The sequence below is a fragment of the Mycoplasma phocimorsus genome (genome assembly GCF_030077875.1).
In the GTDB taxonomy this organism is placed as follows: Bacteria; Bacillota_I; Bacilli_A; order Mycoplasmatales; family Metamycoplasmataceae; genus Mycoplasma_H; species Mycoplasma_H phocimorsus.
This window is the reverse complement of record NZ_JASEJT010000007.1, coordinates 207,907-231,204: the sequence shown is the minus strand read 5'-3', so window position 1 is coordinate 231,204 and position 23,298 is coordinate 207,907. Positions and strand designations below refer to the sequence as shown.

The 23,298-nt window shown below is 24.5% G+C and carries 17 protein-coding genes; 9 read left to right on the top strand and 8 right to left on the bottom strand.

The annotated features are described in order from the left end of the window. Window positions 1-39: 39 nt before the first annotated feature. Complete coding sequence (gene tpiA / locus QMA87_RS02375) at window positions 40-756, bottom strand: triose-phosphate isomerase (RefSeq protein WP_283833776.1); 717 nt, start codon at window positions 754-756, stop codon at window positions 40-42. 51 nt (window positions 757-807) lie between these two features. On the opposite strand from tpiA, the gene ftsY reads away from it, so the two are divergent. Genes ftsY through rbfA form a run of 3 tightly spaced genes read left to right on the top strand, consistent with a single transcriptional unit; the run spans window position 808 to window position 2,499 of the window. Further along, window positions 808-1,938 carry a signal recognition particle-docking protein FtsY gene (ftsY, locus tag QMA87_RS02370; protein WP_283827343.1) on the top strand — a complete coding sequence of 377 codons (1,131 nt, stop codon included), beginning with the start codon at window positions 808-810 and terminating at the stop codon, window positions 1,936-1,938. Continuing rightward, on the top strand, window positions 1,938-2,156 hold the full coding sequence (locus tag QMA87_RS02365) for a sigma factor-like helix-turn-helix DNA-binding protein (RefSeq protein ID WP_283827342.1): 219 nt from the start codon (window positions 1,938-1,940) through the stop codon (window positions 2,154-2,156). The genes ftsY and QMA87_RS02365 overlap by 1 nt, the downstream gene beginning before the upstream one ends. 1 nt (window position 2,157) lies before the next feature. After that, window positions 2,158-2,499 carry a 30S ribosome-binding factor RbfA gene (gene rbfA / locus QMA87_RS02360; RefSeq protein ID WP_283833775.1) on the top strand — a complete coding sequence of 114 codons (342 nt, stop codon included), beginning with the start codon at window positions 2,158-2,160 and terminating at the stop codon, window positions 2,497-2,499. A gap of 81 nt (window positions 2,500-2,580) precedes the next feature. On the opposite strand, the gene QMA87_RS02355 is transcribed toward rbfA, so the two are convergent. The 3 genes from QMA87_RS02355 to QMA87_RS02345 all read right to left on the bottom strand — a co-directional run bounded on the left by QMA87_RS02355 (window position 2,581) and on the right by QMA87_RS02345 (window position 6,248). Further along, window positions 2,581-3,963, bottom strand: coding sequence for a hypothetical protein (locus QMA87_RS02355; protein WP_283833774.1), 1,383 nt, complete (start codon window positions 3,961-3,963; stop codon window positions 2,581-2,583). Between the two features lie 519 nt (window positions 3,964-4,482). Further along, window positions 4,483-5,484: an IS30 family transposase gene (locus QMA87_RS02350; RefSeq protein ID WP_283833773.1), complete on the bottom strand. Its 1,002-nt coding sequence runs from the start codon at window positions 5,482-5,484 to the stop codon at window positions 4,483-4,485. Window positions 5,485-5,636: 152 nt separating this feature from the next. Beyond that, complete coding sequence (locus tag QMA87_RS02345; RefSeq protein ID WP_283833772.1) at window positions 5,637-6,248, bottom strand: hypothetical protein; 612 nt, start codon at window positions 6,246-6,248, stop codon at window positions 5,637-5,639. 347 nt (window positions 6,249-6,595) lie between these two features. On the opposite strand from QMA87_RS02345, the gene QMA87_RS02340 reads away from it, so the two are divergent. From QMA87_RS02340 to QMA87_RS02325, 4 genes are all read left to right on the top strand, one after another. Further along, entirely contained in the window at window positions 6,596-7,468 is an 873-nt protein-coding gene (locus tag QMA87_RS02340) for an MAGa7180 family putative nuclease (protein WP_283823874.1), read from the top strand. A 1-nt stretch (window position 7,469) separates the two neighbouring features. Continuing rightward, the gene (locus tag QMA87_RS02335; protein ID WP_283833771.1) at window positions 7,470-9,413 is read left to right on the top strand and encodes a UU173 family protein; all 1,944 of its coding nucleotides are present in this window, start codon (window positions 7,470-7,472) and stop codon (window positions 9,411-9,413) included. Then, complete coding sequence (locus QMA87_RS02330) at window positions 9,406-10,821, top strand: DUF2130 domain-containing protein (protein WP_283833770.1); 1,416 nt, start codon at window positions 9,406-9,408, stop codon at window positions 10,819-10,821. Before QMA87_RS02335 ends, QMA87_RS02330 begins: the two co-directional genes overlap by 8 nt. A 164-nt stretch (window positions 10,822-10,985) precedes the next feature. Beyond that, a complete protein-coding gene (locus tag QMA87_RS02325; RefSeq protein WP_283833769.1) occupies window positions 10,986-15,581 on the top strand; it encodes an alpha-amylase family glycosyl hydrolase in 4,596 nt (1,531 codons plus the stop codon). Between the two features lie 44 nt (window positions 15,582-15,625). Here the strand turns inward: QMA87_RS02325 and QMA87_RS02320 are convergent, their stop codons facing one another. Then, window positions 15,626-16,234: a hypothetical protein gene (locus QMA87_RS02320; RefSeq protein ID WP_283833768.1), complete on the bottom strand. Its 609-nt coding sequence runs from the start codon at window positions 16,232-16,234 to the stop codon at window positions 15,626-15,628. A 233-nt stretch (window positions 16,235-16,467) separates the two neighbouring features. Between QMA87_RS02320 and QMA87_RS02315 the strand changes: the two genes are divergently transcribed. Continuing rightward, window positions 16,468-18,468 carry a C1 family peptidase gene (locus tag QMA87_RS02315; protein ID WP_283833767.1) on the top strand — a complete coding sequence of 667 codons (2,001 nt, stop codon included), beginning with the start codon at window positions 16,468-16,470 and terminating at the stop codon, window positions 18,466-18,468. 20 nt (window positions 18,469-18,488) lie between these two features. Here QMA87_RS02315 and pulA read toward each other — a convergent pair whose 3' ends face one another. The 3 genes from pulA to pyrH all read right to left on the bottom strand — a co-directional run bounded on the left by pulA (window position 18,489) and on the right by pyrH (window position 21,957). Further along, window positions 18,489-20,570, bottom strand: a complete 2,082-nt coding sequence (pulA, locus tag QMA87_RS02310) for a type I pullulanase (protein ID WP_283833766.1) — start codon at window positions 20,568-20,570, stop codon at window positions 18,489-18,491. Between the two features lie 119 nt (window positions 20,571-20,689). Continuing rightward, window positions 20,690-21,241, bottom strand: a complete 552-nt coding sequence (locus tag QMA87_RS02305; RefSeq protein WP_283823791.1) for a ribosome-recycling factor — start codon at window positions 21,239-21,241, stop codon at window positions 20,690-20,692. After that, on the bottom strand, window positions 21,241-21,957 hold the full coding sequence (gene pyrH / locus QMA87_RS02300) for a UMP kinase (protein ID WP_283823790.1): 717 nt from the start codon (window positions 21,955-21,957) through the stop codon (window positions 21,241-21,243). Before pyrH ends, QMA87_RS02305 begins: the two co-directional genes overlap by 1 nt. A gap of 146 nt (window positions 21,958-22,103) precedes the next feature. On the opposite strand from pyrH, the gene QMA87_RS02295 reads away from it, so the two are divergent. Continuing rightward, window positions 22,104-23,291, top strand: coding sequence for a hypothetical protein (locus tag QMA87_RS02295; RefSeq protein WP_283833765.1), 1,188 nt, complete (start codon window positions 22,104-22,106; stop codon window positions 23,289-23,291). The last annotated feature ends 7 nt before the right edge of the window (window positions 23,292-23,298 follow it).

Genomic DNA, 23,298 nt, shown 5'->3' with positions numbered 1-23,298 from the left:
CCACTTTAAAAATGGCTTTTTTAATTTTTGAATATTAAATTATTTATTTAATGCAATTAGTTTAATAAATCCATTAGCGTCAAGTGAAGCACCACCAACAAGAAAACCGTCAATATGCTCCATATCATTTAATTCTGAAATATTATCAGGTTTTACACTACCACCATATTGAACAATTAAATCTTTTGATGTTTCATCTTTAATATGTTTACAAATGTCATCAGCTATTTGAGCCGTAGCAACTTTACCTGTACCTATAGCTCAAATTGGCTCATAAGCAACAATAATTTTTGTTAAGTCTAAATCTTTTAAAGATTCTTTTAATTGCTTAGAAACAACCTCTTTGGTTTCTCCAGCTTCATATTGTTCTAATGTTTCACCTACACAAATAACAGGAGTTATTCCGTTTTCTAAAGCAACTTTTGCTTTTAAATTAACATCTTGATTTGTTTCAAAGTTATCTTGTCTTCTTTCAGAGTGACCTAAAATTACATATTTTACCCCTAAGTCAGTCAACATGTTAGCACTAATTTCCCCCGTATGTGCTCCAGGATTGTGGTATGAAACGTTTTGTGCAGCAACAGAAATTTCTTTCCCAACAAAAGCGCTTAAACTTGTAAATGGTGCAGCAATAGCAAATTTTGTACAGCCACAAATTTTAGCACTATTTTCTTTGTATAGTTTTGCAAATTCTTCAATAAATTCTTTTGTTTCAGCAAAAGTTTTGTTCATTTTTCAATTACCAATAACAATCATTTTTAACTCCTTTTATATTTTATATTTATATTTTACTATAATATAATAACTATGGGATTTTTTAAATGATTAAAAAACAAAGTGTTTAGTTTAGATGAACAAAAAGTTGATATAAAACAAGAAGGAAAAGATAAAGAACAGCACTTTAAAAAACAACAAGAATTAAAGCAACAAAAAATAGAAAAAAAGATTATTAAAACAGAAAAAGAAGGTTTTGAAGCTGTAGCAAAAAATTATTATAAAAAACATAATACTGATAAATATATTGCAGGTCTTTCTAAAATTAATGATTCATTTTCAAGAAAAATTATAGAACTTCAAGGCAAGTATAAATTTGTTAATGATAATTTTTATGACGATCTTGAAGAAATTCTTATAATGTCAGATATTTCCGCAAATTTAGTAATGATTATTGTTGATGAAATTAAAAAAGAAGCAGCACTCAATCAAGTAAATGATCCTAAAGAAATTGCTGAAATTTTAGTAGACAAAATGTTTATGGTTTATGCCAATAGAACAAGCGTAAATACAACTTTAAATTATAAAGACGGAAGGTTAAATGTTTTTATAGTTATTGGTGTTAATGGTTCAGGTAAAACAACATCTATTGCCAAATTAGCAAATTCATATGTTAAAAAAGGTAAAAAAGTTTTAGTGGCAGCAGCAGATACTTTTAGAGCAGGAGCTGTTGAACAACTTAATGTTTGAACTAATAAAATCGGTTGTGAAATTGTTAAATCTGAAAAACAAAACGCCGATCCAGCCAGTGTTGTTTTTAAAGCAATTGAAAAAGCAAAAGAGTCTAATTTTGATTTATTAATTATTGATACAGCAGGCAGATTACAAAATAAAGTAAATCTTATGAATGAACTTCAAAAGATTTATAAAATTCTTCATCGTTTAGATGAAAATATGCCACATGAGTGTTTATTAGTGCTTGATTCTACTACAGGACAAAATGGAATTTCTCAAGCAAGAGAATTTAATATTATAACTAAGTTAACAGGCATTATTTTAACAAAAATGGATGGAACTTCTAAAGGTGGAATTGCTTTATCAATAAAAGATGAATTTGATATTGATGTTAAATTAGTAGGTCTTGGCGAAGGTATTGAAGATTTAAAAGAATTCGATTTAGATAATTATATTTATGGAATGACAAAAGATTTAGTGGAGCAATAATGGAAATTGAAAAAAGAACAAGATTTTTAGAGTTATGAGATAAATATAGACATTTTTTGACTGTTAAACAGCAAGAAATATTTCAAATGTATTTAATTGAAGATATGAGCTATGGAGAAATAGGAGAAATTCTTAATACAACAAGAAATAATGCCTATGAATCAGTTAAATCTTCTATGAATAAGTTAGAAGAAATAGATAAAAAAATGAAAGGTTAGTATGAGAAGTATACCAGCAGCAAGAAGAGAAGAGCAATTAAAACAAGTTTTAGGAATTATTATAGAAGGATTAGATGATAAAGATCTAATATTTCCTTCTATAATTGATATTAGGCTTTCAAATGATTTATCAGTTGCTAAAGTTTTTGTTAGTTTTTTTAAAAAACCTAATAAGGGATTAGAAAAATTAGTTTTAGCAACAAACTACATTAAAAAACAATTAGCGCTATATTTAAAATGAAGAAAAATTCCTAATATTATCTTTAAATTAGATGAAGTGATGGATGCAGGCCTTAAAATAGATATGATAATTAAAAACATTAATTCAGAAGAAAATAAATAGTTAATATAATAAGCCATAAATAAAAAAACTAACATCGAATTAATTGATGTTAGTTTTAATTTGAAAATTTTAACAAATTATTTAAGATTGTTTGTGTTCAGTTTGCATTCCTGCCAAAACATAAGAAACAATTTTCTCTTTAAATTCTTTTTTTGTAAAAGTTTCATTATTTTTAGAACTAAAAGATTTTTTGTATATATTATTAGCAAACTTTAATATCAAACAAACAAAATACTCAACTTTTTCATTTAAGTTTCCTATATCTTCTGTTTTTATATTTTTTAAACCTTTTTTAATTGAATCAATTAAAGAAGAAATAAAGGTCACAAAGAAAATACTTGTATAATTTTTACTAACTTTTAATACACTTTTAACATTTTCTGATTCTTTGAAATTAAAAATTTTTTTAATTTCAAACGTTTCAGAAAAATTTTTTGTTTTTTGAAATAATTCCATTAAGCTTTCTAAGTCCTTATTTTCATTATTTTCTTTTTTTATTTCATCTAAAAATAAATTTATTGTGCTATTTTCATTTACATCAGTATTTTCTTTTTGTAATATTTTTACATCTTCTTTAAAAAAGTTTTTGAATTCATCATTTTTAAATGATCAGTTTACTAAAATATTTTTATTTGTATAAAAGTAGTTTAGCATTGAAACTAAAAGTTCTTTATTTTCAAACATATTTGTTGCTAAAGAAGATAAAATTCCTGCGCCAGAAACAAACATTTCTTTAAATATTTCGCCATTAAATGTTTTTTTTACTGAATTTTGAATAGCATCTTTTAAACCACTACTAAATATGTGTTTAATATTCTTAAAACTAAAAAAATTATTTAATATATTATTCAATAAAAAGGTATATAAATTTTCCTTTTTAATATCACTATATCTAAATAGATTAAGCATCAACTCTCTAAACTCTTTGCTATTATGTGGATTTTCTTCAAATGCAAATCCTTCTATAGCTGCATATATAAGAGATAGTAAATATGATTTAATTTTGTGTTTTGTAGGTTCATAATATTGTTCAAGATATACTGTCAGCGAAATAGCCCCATTTAAAACCAGTGTACCCAAAATTGTTAATCCTTTTCTAATTCAGGATTTTCTTTTAGCATTTTTTTGGTAATCTACATAATTAGCGTTTTTAAAAATAGACGCCACATTTTTTACCGTTGATATTGGATTATTTTTTATTGTTTCAACTACTTCACCAACTATCGAATTCGAAGCCAAAGCTGACTCGACAGTAGTGCTAATATTTTCTAACACTACATGATCTTTTATTGAACTAGAAAGTTCAACTTGTTTAGTTTTAAAATTATCAAAACCTTTTAAAGTTTCATATTTGGATTTTGCATTATCTGCATTAACTTTGTTTGTTGAACAACTTATAGTTGTTGAACCAACGATACTTGTTAAGCTAACAAACCCAACCAACTTTATTACTTTAGACTTCATTTTTCACCCCTTAAATTTCTTTTAACATAATATTATATAAGCAATTTGAACCAATTTCATATATTTTTAAGCAAAAAGTGAAACAAAATCGGAAAAAATTTTTATTTATTTTAATTTATGGTAAAGCAGTTAAAACTCATAAATTTTTAAAAAATTTAAAAAAAACAAAAAACAAACAAAATAATGAAAAAAATTAATTTTTTGCAAAAAAGAAAAAAATTAAACAAAAAAAGAATAAGCTAAAAAAGTAAAAAAATATTAAGTTTAATTTACATAAAATACAAACAAAATAAAGGTAGTACAAAAAAGAAAAGATAAAATCTTTTCTTGCTAAAGAGAAATATCAAGTGCAACACATACGCGTTTGATATTTTTTTATTTTATCTTTTAATTTGTAACTTCAAAAAAATTTCTTATAACATGAATAAGGAATAACAAAAAATGTCTCAAAACAAATCGAGACTACCATAAATCAAGATTTTTAATATATTTGAAAACTTTCTTAAAAATTTGAATAACTTATTTTCGATTTTCTAAAGAAAATAGCTCTTGAGATGATTTTCAGTTGAAAATCTCTCGAGGCATATTATTAATTTTATTCACAACTTCTAATAAATCGAGTTCAGTAATTAGATTGAAATTATATCCCTTTTTAAATTCTCTTCTAATTAGCCCATTTCAATTTTCATTTGAACCACGTTGAAATGATGCGTATGGTTCAGCCCTATAAATTGTTATTTCTAATCATTTTGCCAGTATTCCTATTTTTTCAAATTCCAATCCATTATCGATTGTTATTGATTTAACAATAAGATTATAATGTTTAATCATTTCTTTTAATTTCGAATTGATTTCATGTGGTGACTTTGAATTAACAAAGGCGGCAAACCCAACTCTTGTTTTTCTTTCGGTTAGTGTTAATACATTCCTGTAGCCAGAAGCTCTTTTTCCTAGCACTAAATCAGCCTCTCAGTGACCATATTCCTCTCTTAAATCTATTTTTTTAGGTCTTGTTCAAATAGGAAGTACGTAATCAGCACTTGTAATTAGCCTTTTTATAACAGACGCTTGGCGTTTTCCACCTTTTTTGTAATAGCTTCTTAATCTATCTTTTTTTGTTAAAACTCAAGCATTTGTTTTAATTCAATTGAAAATTGTTCTTAAAGATGGCGTTTTTAGATTGTCAACTTTTTTAAGTTCATTGTAAATTGCCTTAATTCCAAAATATTTTTTGTCATATTTATTTTTGAACAGTTTACTAAAGGCTTCAAATTCGAAATTGACTGAATAGCGAAAAATGTGCTTATGAGAGTGCCGTTTCACGGCTTTCATATTTGCTTTCTCAAACTGATAACAACCAAAATAATTCGAGTTTCTTTTAATTTCTCTAGATATTGTAGATAGGCTTTTTCCAATTTGTCTAGCAATTGATCGCATGCTCATATTATTCTTTAATGAATTTTGAATAAAAAATCTTTCTTCTTTTGTTAAATGGCAATACTTTTTTGTTGTATAATTCATTTGGTCTCCTAAATGCTTATGTGGGGCCACTTTTTTTATTCTTTAAAATATAAAAAGTTCAAGTGTCCTACATTTATTTTACATAAAAATAAACGTGTTGCACTTGAACTTGCAATGTGGGAAGAGAGACATTGTGCCTCTCTTTTTACTAATTACATTTCACTAAAAAAATTATGAGAAATTGATGTTGCAAGCGTAAATAGTGTTGAAACAGTTCCTATTATAATAGCAGCTGTTTTATAACGATTTTTATTTACTCATTCATTAAGTTTTTCATATCATTTTAATTCGCGAAAAGGTTTTGGATCAGTAATAATTGGTTTAATAAAAGTTTTAGGATCCAGTTTTTTATTATTAATAAATGTTATTCCTTCATTAGTAAATTCTTTACCAACAAAATTGCTTGAAGGTATTAAATTTAATTTACTAGCTTCATTAGGAATGCATTCGCATTTCTTTGGAATATTAACATTTGGTTTAACAAAAGTATTTGGATCTAAATTTTTAGGATTATTATAAATAATTACTATCACCGTTGGATTATTAATCTGATTGTTATAAGTTTTAGAATCTAATTCTTTCGAATTATTATAGTTTGAATTTGTATCTAATGTTGAATTAGTAATATTTTTTGTTGTATTATTTAAAATTTCCTTCTTTTGTTTTTTAATTTCATCTTTTTTATTTATTGAGCAAGAAAGAGCAATAATTGGTGTTAATGCTAAAGAAGCACTAGCTAAAAAGAATAATATCTTTTTCTTCATATATTCACCTCACATATTTATTTATAAAATTATATGCTTTCATAATAAGTTGATAATTATTTGTCTAATAATATGCTTTTATGAACAAAATAATAATAAATAAGCAAAAAATAAACAAAATAACCTTATTTAATAAAAATAAATTATTATTTTTTTTCTTAATTTAAACATAAGATATATTTTATTTTAATAATTATTGCTTATACAAAAAAGCAATATTAAATATCAAAATATAAATTAATTTAATTTAAATTGAAATAAGTAACAGCCTAAATACTATTATTATGTTTAGTTTTCCTAATTTGTTTTTATCTTACTATTATGCTCAAACTTATATAATTATGAGTATGAAAAGATATTACTATAACAACAAAGATTATTTTATAGACAAGGTTAATAAGAAAGTTATTATCAATCCTGAACTGCATCAAAAATTATTAAATAAGGAATGTGTTTATCCATATACTAATTTTAAATATGGATACAAAAAAATTGGTGGATCATCACTTGGAGATATTTTAAAATCAACAGCATTTAGCTCACCCTTTAAAGCATTTTGTAATTACGCTTATTTAGCACCTAAACCATTAATTAAAAAATATATTAATGCCGGGATTGCAATTGAACCAAAGGTTATTGACTTAATTGATAAAACACTTAATAAAAACAAAAAAGATAATGAGCCTCGTTATGATGTAAGAGGGATTAAGGCAGAAGATTATAATTATAATTATTTTAAAGATTATGATGATTTAATAAATGGAGTGCCAGATGGATTGTTATATTATAAAAATTATACAGTTCTTCTTGAAATAAAAACAGCTGGAGAAACAAAATATTCAACCTGGTTAAATGGTGTTCCAGAGAACTATAAAAAACAAGCACAGCTTTATGCCTATATTTTAGGAATACAAAAATATTGAATTGTTACAACTTTTTTAAAAGAAGAAGATTATTTCGATCCTGAAAATTATCCAATTAATCAACGAAGATTAAAAAAATTTGCTTTTGAAGTTAATGTTGAAGAAGCTAAAGATGATTTAGAATATGCAAAAAATTGATATAAACAGTTTATCTATAAAGGTGAAAGCCCAGAATATAATACAACAAGAGATGGTGAGTTATTAGAGTATCTTGAGTGTGAAAATGAAGAGCAATGAGCAGCTTTAATTGTTAAATGAAAAAAATTAGGCAAATGTGATCCCGATTTTGAAGGATAAAATGAAAGAAAAAAGAATAAATTTTAATGTATTTTATAGATCCTTAGTTTCTTCAAGAGGTTTATGATTTTTACAAGAAGAGAATGAAGAATCTTTTGATCTTATAGATATTAAAGATTTTGATGAAGAAGAGGAAGAACAAACAACACCATATTCAAATGAGTTACCCAATGAAATTTTTGTTGAATATGAAAATTCTCTTAGTAATTTTTTTATGAAAGAAGTAGGGATAACAGAAAAATCATGAATTAATTCTAAACTTTCAACTGCAAAGGAAATAGAAACTTTAGATGCTTTTAAAAATGATGTTAATAATATGATAGTAAGAGGAAGAGTTTTTAGCTTACAATATCATGCTGATTTTAATTTTTATGCTTATGATAAATTGAATAACATATTATATTTAGAAAGTTTTAAAGATACATTATTAATTAAAGATATTGTAAGAGCATATTACGCTTACAATATTATGAATATTTATTTTAGAGAAAGAAATCTTCCTTTTGAAGTTAAAGACATAAAATACGTTTGTCGAAAATCAGTTAAAGATCCTAAAATTAAAACATTTTATTTTAAAATTACTGATGTTGCTTTATTTGCTAAGTCAAAACCAACAGGCAAAATAAAAGAATTATTGCCAAAATGAGATGTTGACAATATGGAATATTTAAATTTATTTCATGAAGCAAAATTAATAAATATGATTTTACATAATCAATTTTTTTCAATTACTATTAATTCAAAAAAAGCAGAATCACAAAGTGCTAGCAATATTCTTGCTAATAGAAGTTATTTTAATATTAAGCCAAAAGATGAAAAAGATTCAAATGGCACATATGTATTACCTAATTTTATAAATCAATTAAGAAAAATTAATAATGACAGAGATTATAAATTTGACATTACTTCTTATAAAGGAAAGGAAGTAAGATTTTTTGAAGAAAATAATACTGTTTGAGGATCTAATCCCGATTTATTATCACTTTATGAACAATTATTAGGTGAAGAGTTTGCACATTTACAAGGAACAAAATTTCCAAAAATAAAAACTTGCAAAGCATTTGAAAATGGCGGTGAAGATTTTTTAAGATTAACATACTTTGCTAAAAAAGCACCAGAAAATAATGAAATAAAAATTCATCAAGAAATCGTATCTAAAATGATTGATGATCTTAATTATAAAAAAATTGTTTGATATGATTATGAATCAATTAATTTACCATATGCAGTATTAGAATATACAAAACCATATCAACAAATCGTTTCTCAGGTTTCAGTTTTTAGAAGTTTTGAAAATAAAATAATAAAAGAAGATGATATCGTTTATGATCCACAAAAAATATCACTTTTAGATTTTGTTGACATTTTTTATCATCTTTATTGAGAAGAAGCTGACTACTATATTGTTTACAACAAAAATTTTGAAAATACAAGAAATGAAGAAATGTATAAAGCCATAGAAAATAAGTGATTTAATGATTCAAGTTTTAAAGATACAGTTAAAGAAAAATATAATTTAAATTTAGAAAAAATCGCCAATATTAAAAATCAAATAAAAGAAAAAACATTTGATTTAATGGAATTTTTTGCAGCTAGAAAAATTTATAATGTAACAATTTCATCATATAACAAAGATATTATTATCCCTTTAGTATATTTACCAACACTTTTATTTAAATATTCAATTAAAAAAATTGAAAATTATGTGACAAGTAATAATCTTAAATTAGATCATCTTATTGTCCCTTATAAGGAATTAGATATTAAAAATGGTATGTATGCTCAAATTGAAGCTATTAAAAGATATTTAAATCAAACAAAAAATGAAAGTTGGCCAAAAGTTGTTGATTCACTTAAAAAGTACTGTCATAATGACGTATTGGCAATGATAATGGTATTTGATTTAGTTAAATATTTATTAAAACAGAGGTATAAAAATGAATAAAAAAGAAATAAAATGTCCAAATTGTTTAACTATTTTTAAAATTGATGAAGAACAGTATGCCTTGATTCTTCAACAAATTAGTAATAAAGAATTTAATGAACAATTAGAAGTTCAAAAAAAAGATTTAGAAAAAAATTATAATGAAAATATTAAAAGAATAAAAGAGCAAAATAAAAAAGACGCAGAGAGCAAAATTTTAATACTTGAAAACCAGATTAAATCTCTTGAAAAGGAAAGAGAGATGCTTAAAGCCAGCGCTGATTCTAAAATACAACTTGAAATAAAAAAAATTGAAGAACAATATCGAGAAAAAGATAATGAAATCTTTAAACAAAAAACACAAATCAAAATGTTAAATCAAAAAATTCTAGATAATGAAGAAAGTCAAAAAAAATATTTAGAAAAAGCACTAGAAGCCCAAAAGAAAAGCGATAATCTTGAATTTAATAAAATACTAAATGACTTAAATCAACAATTGCGAGAAACAAGTTTTAAAAAAGAAAAACTTGAAAAAGATTTAGATAATATTAATGAAAAAAATGATTTATTAACTAAAAACAAAATAAACGAATTAAAAAACGAACATAACAATAAAATAAATATACTTGAAAATAAAAATAAATTATTATTAGATGAAATTGAAATGTACAAAAATTTTAAAGCTAAACAATCAGTCAAATTAATTGGTGAATCTCTTGAAAAACATTGCGAAAGTGAATTTATGAAAGTTAAAGCACTAGGCTTTAAAAATGCTGTTTTTATTAAAGATAATGAAATCGCTGATGGTACAAAAGGTGATTTTATTTATAGAGATTATGAAGACGGAATTGAGTTTATTTCAATTATGTTTGAAATGAAAAATGAGTTAGAAAATTCTTTAGAAAGAAACAAAAAAAGAAATAAAGATTTTTTTGAAAAACTTCACAAAGATAGAATTAAAAAAAATTGTGAATATGCTATTTTAGTAAGTATGTTGGAACAAGATGATGAAACATATAATACTGGAATTGTTGATGTCTCAACGCCAGAATTCCCCAAAATGTTTGTTATTAGACCACAATTTTTTATTCAAATAATTTCATTATTAAAAAATGCAGCTTTAAATTCTTTAAAGATTAAGAAAGAACTTGAAGAAAACAGACAACGCAATATTGATTTAACTAAATTTGAAGATAATATTAATAAATTTAAAGTAGATTTTGGCAGCAACACTGAGAAAGCGGCTAAAAATTTTGAAAAAGCAATAAAAGAAATTAATGCAGCTATTGAAAAGCTGACAAACACAAGAGATGAATTAGTTAAAAGTGGTAAACAACTTAGATTCGCAAATGATAAAGTCCAAAATATAAGTTTAAAAAAATTAACAAAAGATTGCGAAAACATCAAGAAACAAATAGAAGAAAAATAGTGAATAATTAAAATTCAGACCTTTGTTTGGGCTGAATTTTCTTTTAATATAAAATATTTGTTCCCACAAAATTCCCATAGCGCTTTTTAATAATCGTTTTTATATCTTTATTTTAAATATTATTAAATTATAAACTTATAATTAAATTAAAAATTAAGGTGAAAATGAATATAAATAATAAAAAAATAATTAAAAACAATATAAAAAAAATAAAATATTTTATTTCTGAAGCAATAGATAGAAAAACTAAAGAAAAATTTTTTAGATTTAAATCTTCTATTGATTCAGATATAAAGAAATTTATGAACATTACAGATGCATTTCAAGAATTTATTTCTATAGTTAATGAAACAGATAAAACAACTAGAGTTTGAATACACCAAGCGGGAAAATTTAGAAAAGCAATAACTTATAAAGAAGTTAAAGAATTGTTAAAAATTGAACCAAAAAATGAACAAAAACAAGATAATTGTTTTGATTGTTGCGAAGGCGAATGTAAAGTAGAAACTTGCATTCCAAATAAAGACTGTATAAATTGTTGTGAAGGCCAATGTGAAGTTAAAAATGAAGAAAAACAAGATAATTGCTTTGATTGTTGCGAAGGTGAATGCAAAGTAGAAACTTGCATTCCAAATAAAGACTGTATAAATTGCTGTGAAGGTCAATGTGAAGTTAAAAAAGAACAAAAACAAGATAATTGTTTTGATTGTTGCGAAGGCGAATGTAAAGTAGAAACTTGCATTCCAAATAAAGACTGTATAAATTGCTGTGGTCAATGTGAAGTTAAAAAAGAACAAAAACAAGATAATTGCTCAAATTGTTGTGAAGGTGAATGCAAAGTAGAAACTTGCATTCCAAATAAAGACTGTATAAATTGCTGTGAAGGCCAATGCGAAGTTAAAAAAGAACAAAAACAAGATAATTGTTTTGATTGTTGCGAAGGTGAATGTAAAGTAGAAACTTGCATTCCAAATAAAGACTGTATAAATTGCTGTGAAGGCCAATGTGAAGTTAAAAAAGAACAAAAACAAGATAATTGCTTTGATTGTTGCGAAGGTGAATGTAAAGTAGAAACTTGTATTCCAAATAAAGACTGTATAAATTGCTGTGAAGGCCAATGCGAAGTTAAAAAAGAACAAAAACAAGATAATTGTTTTGATTGTTGCGAAGGTGAATGTAAAGTAGAAACTTGTATTCCAAATAAAGACTGTATAAATTGCTGTGAAGGCCAATGTGAATCTAAAGATAATATTATTAAAACTAAAACAATTCCAAAAGAAATATTAAATCAAATTAATGATAAAGTAAAAATTATTAATTCAAAAGGAATTAGACCAAAAGACGTTAAAACTTTATCATTAATTAATTCACTTATTGACAGATGATCATTTAATAATACAGGCGAAAACGGATGTTTATTAAATAGCAAAATTTGCAACCCTTATCAATTTAAATTTATTAAATGAAATTTAAGTGATAAATTAAATTCAACAACATTAGATCTTCATATTGAAATTTTTAGAAATGATAAAGAAAGAAGAAACTTTGAAAGCGCTATTAAGGTTATAACTCTTGAAGGCTTTGCTCCTAATACTGAAGAAGAACCTAAAATTAATAAAACGTTAATTATTCATTTTAAACCAAATGAAAAAATTGATAACTGAGGAATTCATTTATTCAACTCTAATGAATCATTAAAGGCTATAGCTCAAAAAACAGAATGAAAAAAACCAATTCTATTTAATAAAAATGCCGATAAAGATGGCTTTTATAAAGCAGAAATAGATATTATTAATCTTGAAAATGGATTAAAGTTTATGCTTCATAAAGATAATATTAAACATTTTGAATCTGCATTAGAATTTCCTAAATATCCTGATTATGCCGAATTTTGATTTTTAATGAATGATAAATGTATTTATGAATCGCGCCCTAATGAAGAATATAAAACACAGTTTATAAAAAGAGTTGAAGAAAATGTTATTGATTTAAAATTTAAAAAAAGGATAAAAGATAAAAACTATAGTATCAACCTGTTAAACATTACCGAAATTAAAACAAATGAAATTGTTGATTATGAAGTAATGGAAAAAACAGAAAAAGATGGATTTTTAATTATATTAGATTCAAAATATAATTTAGGTGATTCATTTAGATTTTCATATGATTCATATGATTTAGGTCTTGAAGAAATAACAAGAGAATTACTTAAAAAAGATACAATCATTTATAGAAAAAGCGATTTAGGATCAATCTTATTAAAAGATGGGAGTGCTAGTGTTAAAATATGAGCGCCCGTTTCAAAAAATGCAAAGATTCGCATTTTTTGTAAGCATGATCAAACCAAATTAATTAGAGAATACAAATTACATAGATCAAATGAACATAAATATGTTTGAGAAGGAATTTTGAATCAAGAAACCATTAATTTGCCTACAGTTGAAGAGTATTTTTATCAATATGTTTTAGATTATGATTTAAATGTAACTGAAAAGATTGTTTTAGACCCATATGCTTATTCAATGGCATCACATAATCCGGCTCTTGATTCAATTGGTAAAGGAGCATTTGTAAGATTGGATTCTGAAAAAGCTGGTGAAATTTCACCAGCAAGAGGTATTTATTCAGGCGGAATAAATGGCGAGCTAAATGCTATGATAGCATATGAAATTCATGTTCGTGATTATACTATTAGTGCAAAAGATGATATGGGTAATCCCATTAAATATGCAGGAACTTTTAAAGGGATGACTAATTGGGAAGAAGGTATTAACTATCTTAAAAAATTAGGAATTACTCATATTGAATTTTTACCATTACTTGCTTTTTTTGGAACAGATGAAGACTCTAAAGAATTTGTTAAAGGAGAAGAAGGAAAAGTAACTAACTATAGTTGAGGATATGATCCACATAGTTACATGTCTATTGATGGTTGATTAGCATCGGATGCAAAAAAACCTTATGTCAGAATTAAAGAATTAAGAGAGTTAATTAAAAAGTTACATGACAATAATATTGGTGTTATTGTTGATGTTGTTTATAATCATATGTGAAGAAATGAAATATATGATGATATTGTTCACGGTGTTTATTTTAGATCTAAAGATGGAATTACCCCCGTTGGTTCTCCCGCCATTGCTTCTGAGCATCCTATGATGAGAGATATTATTTTAAGAAGCCTAAGAATGTTATGGCATGAATATGGTGTTGATGGATTCAGGTTTGATATGTTGGGATATATGGATAATGAAACAGTTCATATTATTAGAAATGAATTTCCAGATGCAATTATATATGGAGAGGCTTGACCTCATACTGACTTACCAAAAGGTGAATCGCCAGTTAAAGGATGAACATCATATAAAGATCACGGCATAAAAGATATAGGATATTTTAATGATTCAATAAGAAGAGCTATTAAAGGAGAAACATCTGAAGGCGGTGCTTTTGATAGAGCATTTGTTCAAGGTGTTGATTGAAAAACCAATTTATTAAGATCAAGTATTATTGCAGGCATTAAAAACTTCCCTCAAAATAATGTTCAAAAAGGAAATTTATATGTAAACATTAGATATAATTCTAATGATATATTTGCAGATTCCCCTAATGAGGCCTTGCAATATCTTTCAATTCATGATGGTTTTACATTATGAGATAAAATAAATATTGCAACAGATTTAAGAGGGCGAACTATTGAAGAACAACTTGATTATAAATTAAAATTAATAAAACAATCTTTTGCTATTTTATTTACATCACAAGGTAGATTAATTATCAATGGCGGCGATGAAATGGGTAAAACAAAACCCTTAGATGCTGGTGAGCCTAATATTGATAGATCTGCGACATGCATGTCAACAATTATGTTGCCAGATGTTAATAATAATTTTAATACAAGTAACATTTATATAGAAAATTCATTTAACTCTTCTGATGTTACAAATCAATACAGATGAAATCGTCTTTCAAAAAGTTATTTTGGAGGAAAATTTAAAGAGTTAAGTGATTTTGTAGCTGATTTAATAGCATTAAGAAAAAAATTATATGGCCTAAGATTTGAAACTGCCAAAGAAATTCAAGAAAATTTTAGATTTTTTGGTGAATCAAAAATAAATACTGAATTTGGTCCTTTTGATAGTTTTGAAGATAAAAATTTAAACTTTATAAAAATTAAATTTATAAACGCACCTAAAGAAGCAAGAGAAAAAGAATGATTTATTTGCGATATTTATGCTAAAATTCAAAAATTTAATGAACATGCAATAAAAATTTATATTGATAAAAATGGATATGGTGAAGTCATTATTCCTTCAACTATTATTCTTGCACTTTCAAAAAAAGATAAATATTGAACATCTGCAAAAACATTTAGTTTTAGATTACACGAAATTATTGATGCCAAAAATATTTACGACAATTTTGCTGGTATTTGCGAAATACCTTATTGATCTATCTCGAAAGAAAAAACTGTTGAATTCAATTTTAAAAAACAAGGAAATAAGGCAGTAATTGATCAATATGATAATTCAATTGATAATTACATTCAATATAGAATTAAATCTCCTAAAGACCCTTTATTTGAAGAATATATTATTTTTTCAAATTCAAGCGATAACGATAAATTTATTAGTGCCAAATTAGATAAATCTTATATTACTCTTTTAGATGAAAATGGGGTTCATTTAAATGGAATAAAAAAAACTAACCCAAATAAAGTGGCTGGAAACACAACAGTTTTAGTTGCAAAATTAAGAAAATAAAGTATAAAAAAATATCGAAGAAAGTTTTGATATTTTTTTATACTTTATTTTTTATTATTAGTTTGATAATTCTTAATATCTTCTTTATGAAATGATTTTAGCATTTTAACATCTTCTTCAAGCTTATCTAATCTATTAGTAATTTCAAAATGATTAGTTTTAATTAAATTAATTAATAAATCAAATCTTTTATCATTTTCAATTTTATCAGCTTTACGCATTTCAAGAATTTCATTTCTAAATGAATCCAAGCTTTGTTTCATTTCCAGTTTATCAGCTTTACGCATTTCAAGAATTTCATTTCTAAATGAATCCAAGCTTTGTTTCATTTCCAGTTTATCAGCTTTACGCATTTCAAGAATTTCATTTCTAAATGAATCCAAACTTTGTTTAATTTCCAGTTTATCAACCTGATGTTGATTTTCATTTTTTTTAATAATATTTAAAAGCTCTGATTTAAAATTCTCGAATTCTTTTCTAGTCATATTATCTCCACTTGATTCTATTTCTTTAAGAGTATTATAACTGATTAAAGTGTGTTCAATCTTTTCTTGATCATAAACTAATGTATATTCATGCTTTTTATATAGTTTCATGTTAGCTTCAAATTGTTTTTTAGTAATTTTTTCACCTATTGTAAAATTTTTATTCATTTTTCCCCCATAAAACAATTAAAAGCAAGAAGCCTAAATATTTAAAAAAGGAAAAAATTAGGAATTTAATGCCTATTTACTATCAAAATAATAAAAATTTTATTTTAATAGTATTTATGCAAAATTAAAAAACAATTAAAGTTTCTATATTTTTTTTGCTTATTTTTTAAATGCTTTTTTATAAATTGTAAAATTAATATAATATTAAAATTTATTTTTAGAAAGAGCTTATTATGAATAAAAAAATATTTTTAACAGGTTTATCACTTACCTCTGCATTATTTTTGCCTTCTGCACAGTTAACGCAATATAAAGAAACTAAATTTGACCCAAGAGATAAAAATACACTTACTGACATTAGAAATCAATTTGCAGAAGGCATTTGTTGGGCATTTTCTACAATTGGTGTAGTTGAAGCAAATTTAATTAAAAAACAATTTATAACCATTCCACAACAATTAGATTTATCAGAACAAAATTTAGCTTTTAAAACATTAAATCGTTGAAAAGATGCCGACCCACTTCATAATACTGACTTTGATAATTATCGTCATTTCGATTGAAAAACATCAGGATTTGAGCCAGCGTTAGCGGCAGTCTCATTATTTCAATGAAATAAACTTAAAAACGAAAATTTAATTGGTTCAGAGTTTAGTGAATATGTGGTTAAAAATTATATTGAAATTGATCATAAAAAATCAAATTATCGTGAAGAAGTTAAAAAGGCAATAGAAGAATATGGTGCAGTTTCATTTTTATTTTTAGTTTATCCTGGTCATAATGGCAAATATTATAATTCAAAAGAATACATTCATCAAAAACAAAGAGCACATGCTGCGACTATTGTTGGTTGAGATGATAATATTGACAAAAGTTTATTTGGAAGCAATACTAAACAAAATGGTGCTTGATTAGTTAAAAATAGTTGAGGAAACTCATTTGGCGAAAATGGATATTATTGGGTTTCATATGACACTAATGTTTCTGAATTATTTACATTAGATATGATGCCACGTAGTTCATATCAAAACAATTATTATTATGATGGTTCTTTTAGAGATGTTCATGGTCATCAGTATAAGAAAGCGGCTGTTGCTTATAAAGCAAAAGGCGCTAGCATTAATCAAGAAGAAAAATTAAAGGCAGTAAATGTTGGCTTTGATGGAGAAAATGTCAAATTAGAAATTTCGGTTTACAAACAAAAAGAAAATAACATTAATCCTAGAAATTTAGAGTTAGGCGAAAAAATTACATCTAAAATTGTTGAATTTGAAAAAGCGGGAATAAGAACTATTGAATTAGATAAAGAAGTAACTTTAAAAGCCGGGGAATGATTTAGTATAGTAGCAGAAATAAAAAGTGGTTCTGAGAATGCTAAATTACGTTTTGGAGAAGAAAAAGATTGACAAAACGATTTTAGTTATATTCAAGAAAATAATCAATGAATTAGTAGTCAAAAAGCAAAAAATGGTGCAGTAGCAAGAATTAAAGCATTTACAAAAAATCATAATATTGAAACAAATTTACATGATTTGAGATATGCTAAAGTAACCTTAAAAAATTATGATTATAGAATTGGTGATAATTTTAATTTAGATGATATTGAAGTTTCATTTAATGGCCGCTTTTTAATAAGAGAAAAAGATTATACTTTAGAATTAAAAGAATTTTTAGACCCTGATCAAGGTTTTTACTACGATGATTCTGTTATTGGTTACAATCATGTAGTTATTAAGGCAAAAGGTACATACCAAGGAAAAAATGAAACATTTTTAACAGTAAGAAGAGGAAAAGAACATAAATATAATTTAGAAAATAAATTAGAGGTTGGAAAAAATATTAATAGTACTTCTGAAATTCCATTAAATGCCGGCTGAAAAATAATAGAAAGTTTTAAGCTATTAAAAGAAGGCGATAATTTTATTAAAATTTATTATAGTGGCAATAATGGAAAATACTATAAAAATAATTCAACAACATTAAATGTTTTTAAAAACAGTCAAATAACAACTGAAAAATCAATTAAAGACAACGAGCTTTATTTACAGCATTATGTAAATAACACAATAGTTCAAAACGAGCAAAACACAGTTAAAAAAACACATGAAAATTCTAATCAAACTGTTATTGATTCTAAACTTGTTAATAAGGAAATTTTAATTCCTATTATAGGAGTTATTGCTACATTAGGTGGAATGCTTATTAGCTTTTTCACATCATGAAAAAACAAATAATTAAAAAAATGTAAGCCATCTTACATTTTTTTTATATAAACTTTAAACTCATAAGGAAGCAATGAATTAAATTTATTTTCATAACTAGATATTATTAAATCTCTATCTTCTTCAAAATTATCAACAGTTTGATTTTCCACATTTATATAAATTAAAATATCTTTTTGTTCATTAAATAAATTGTACTTAATAATACCATTTTCAAAACTCACTCTAGCATGATTTAAAATATTTAAAGTATTTTTTAATCTGAATAATTTATTTTCTTTTCTAAATTTTATTAAATCCTGAAAGTATTTAATAAAATCATAGTTGTCTTTAATGTTATCTCAAGGAAATTTATTAATTTCTATAGAAAGATTATAAGAATTTCCTTCCAACTTTTTACTGCGCATTAATTCATGGCCAGCATGAATAATAGGCACGCCTTGAGAAAGAATAACCAAACCCATCATCATCTTTGAAACAGGTTTTATAAATTCTTTATCTACGCCTTTAATTTCTAAATAGTCACTTATAGTATAGCCATCATGAATAGATACATAATTAATATTATTAATGCATTTCGTTGAATAGTGAGGCGTATAGCCAATTCCTATTGAACCCAAAATAGTATTAATTATATTACTAATATTTCTATTTTTATCAATTATAGAAAATCCTTTTGGATTAGGTTTATTATGTTCACCTTCACCTTTAATGCATCCTCTAAAAATATCATTAAAATGAGCGACTTCAGGTGTTTGATGTCAATTTATTTGATTAGTATATTTTACACTTGGTGTATCAGGTTTCATATTTCAACCTTCTCCATAAAATAGAAAACCAGGCTTTCATTCTTTAATATTTTCAACTAAATCATTCATAGTTTGTGTATCAATTAGACCCATCAAGTCAAATCTAAATCCATCTAAATTATAAAATTTAGCTCAATAAATACATGAATCAATAATAAATTTACTAACCATTAACTGCTTTGTATCATTTGTAGATCCACAAAATGACTCATTACCATATTTTCCATTATTATCAATAGTATAAAAATAATTAGGCACTAATTGATTAAAACTAAATGTTTTAGCATCATAAACGTGATTATAAACAACATCCATAACAACATTTAAATTATTTTTATGCATTGTTTCAATCATTTGTTTAACTTCTATAACTCTAGATCTAAAATCTTTTTTATTTGAAATATATGACCCTTCTGAAACATTATATTGAACGGGATCATAACCTCAATTGTATTGTTTTTTATCTGCTAACTCATCAACAGTTTGAAAATCATAAAATGGTAATATTTGTATGTGAGTAATACCTAACAACTTTAAGTATTCTAATCCAATAATATCACCATTATCATTTTTATGAGTTTCTACTAAACCTAAAAATTTACCTTTATTATTAAAATATTTATTATCAGTTAAGTCTTTAATACTTAGCTCATAAAGAATTGATCTTAAAAGACTTTTGTTTCCCCAATCTGTTTTATATTGTTTTATCATATATTTATTAGGATTTAAAACAATTGAATGAGTGTGGTTATATGTAGAATTTTTAGCATATGGATCAATTAATTCTTTTACTTCATTTTCATTAATAACTTGATATTTATAAATATATTCAGCAGCAGGCAATGAAGTCTCTCAACTTCCTTTTCCTACTTTATTCATTTTATGAACAGCAATTAAATTTAAATTTTTATCATAAATTAAAACATTAGCACTTTCAGAAACGGGTGTCCAAATTCTAAAAGTAACTTTATCATTTTCATAAATAGCACCAAATTCTAAATTTGTATCAGCATATTTTTTATCAAACTCAGCTGTTTTTACAATATATCCAAACTTAATTTTTATTTTTTCATTATTAATGTGTAAATAATTAGTCTTATTTAAAATAGGTTTTGTATTAATTTTAATAGAAATTTTGTTATATGTTTTAAAGTCTTCAATACCCACTAATGTACATTGATTATTTTCAAAAATATAATTATCATTATTAGTAAATACTTTCTTTGTATCAATAAGAGTTATTATTGTAAATGAGTCAAAATATGCAAGTGTTTTATCAAAATTGTAAATTGAATTTTCTTTCATAAGTTCTCCTTAAGCGTATAAATAATTTTACTAAATATATTTATTTTTTTTCTTAATTACTTTGCCTAAAAATATTGAATTTAAATAAAAAAATAAAAAAACAATCTTGAATGATTGTTTTACATGTTTGTTAATTCCTTAGTTTTTAGGTCAGTTAATTTTAAAATTATTTCATTATATTTATCAACTTGTTTTTGAATCATATCTGAATATCTTTTTTCTAGATCTTCAGGAAGTTCATCTGCTTTCATAGCTTTAAGTGCATTATGTCTGCCATTTCTAATAGCTATTCTAGCTTGCTCAGTATATTTAGACATTTGTTTTACCATTTCTTTTCTTCTTTCGGTTGTAAGAGTTGGAAATGTCATTCTAACTTGATTTCCTTCATTAATTGCTTCTATACCTAAATTTGCATTATTTAAGGCACTAGTAATATCTCTAACACTACTAATATCATAAGGTTTAACAAGCAATTGTTGTGGCTCAGGAACACTAATTAGTGCTATTTCTTCAAGCGGCGTTAAACTTTCATAATAATTAACTTTAATTTTTCTAATAAGTTGTGGATTTGCTCTACCTGTTGAAATTCTAGATAAGTTATACTCATATCCTTCTATTCCCTTATCTGCTTCTTCTAAAAAGATAATTAAATATTCATCAAAATCTTTCATTAGTTTGTAACCTCCGTATGTTTAACCTTATTTTTTATAACATTAATAATTGCATCTTTTTTAGTAATATCAAAAACTGTTAATTTTATATTATTATCTCTAGCCATTGATGTGGCAGTTATATCCATAACTTTTAATTCTTTTTTTATGATTTCATCATATGTTATTTTTTCATAATGAATTGCCTCTGGATTAATTTTTGGATCATCACTATAAATGCCGTCAACACCATTTTTTCCCATTAATATTTTACTTGCTTTAATTTCAGAAGCAAACAACGTTGCTGCAGTATCTGTTGTGAAAAATGGTCTTCCTGTCCCACCTACAAAAATAATTATTTCGCCTTTATTTAAACTGTGAATAGCTTTTTCATTAACATAAGTTTGCGCTACTTTAGGGTCCATATTAAGTGAAGACATAACGCGACATTTAAGGCCATGTTTTTCAAAACCATCTTGTAATGCCTTACCATTCATTATAGTTGCTAGCATTCCAATATAATCAGCTCTATTTCTTCCCATACCATTTTTGGCAGCAGACTCACCTCTTCAAAGATTACCACCACCAATAACAATAGCAATCTGCGTTTTTAATTCTTTTTTAATTATTTTTAATTGTTGAGCAATATCATCAACAATTACTGGATCAATAACTAAACGCTTCTGTTTATTGGCCAATCCTTCGCCAGAAAGCTTCAACAGTATTCTATTTTTCATAATTACCTCTTTATGTCTTATAAATTATATAAAAATAATTTTGTTTAAGTTGATTAATTTGATTAAACTTTAAGAAAAACTAAACAAATTGTATCATTTTTTTTTCTTTTATTTTTAATCATTACAATAACAATTTATTTGTTAGTATGGAACAAAAAAATTATTATATATACACATTAAATATTTCGAAAAAAACTTGAAGTAATATTATTTCAAACTCTAAAAAAATTTTAAATGTTGATTTAAAAACAATTTCTAAAGAAGAAAAAGAAAAATTTTTAAAACATTGCGCCACCAAATTTGTTTATGAATTTAGTTATAATTTTAATTATTTTAAAGACAAAAAAACGTATTTTTATATTCCGACATATTACTATTGTTTAAAAGAAATAAGTGAAGAAAACATTAATGTTGATATTTATTTTTATAAAGAAAAAAAGCAAAAAAATTTAAAAAAATTACAAAATATTTCATTTAATTTTCAACGTTTTAATCGCAAGTGTTCATTATTAAAAGCATTTGACGCGCTTAATAATGATCTAACAATTTATATAAAAAACGCCAATTATTATCTTGAAAATGCAAATTTAATTGGTGATTTTGAAATTAAACACTCTATTAAAAAATATCAATATTTAAATTTTAGTGGCATTTTAAATTTAGAAGATTACCCATTTTTCAAGCAATTAGACACTAGTAAATTTAATAAAAAACAACGAGTTTTTAATTTTAAAATAAAAAACAAAAATGATGAATTTAATGTAAAAATTAAGCTAAATTCACATTTTAAAAATCATTCAATTTCTAATGCACAATTAATTTCAGAATTAAGTTTAAACGGAATTAAAAATATTAAACAATTAATTAAATTTAAAAAAGAAATATTAGATTTTAAAGCAGAAAATAAACACAAATTAAAGGTAATAAATGAACTAATTAAAATTTATAAAAAAAATTATAAATTTAATTTAAATAAAAGTTTTATTAATAAAGTAAAAATAGGATTTAGAAAAATAGCATCATGTTTAAATTATTTTAAAAATGATAGTTTAATTAATATTATTACCGAAGAATCAATAGCCAAAAGATTTTATTTACTTTCTGATGAAAATATTGCCAAATATTATGCTGAAATTTCACTTTTTTATAACTTGAATTATGAAGAAATTATTGATGAAAATTACGCATATATCAAATTTTGTAACAAATTTCAAAATTTAAAAAATATTAATTTATTTTTAATAAATTGCGAAAGTTTTATGCAAGCTAAATTTGAATTTTTAGCATGCATAACTGAAATTTTTGACTTATTTGAGCGACAAAAAAATACTTAAAAAAATA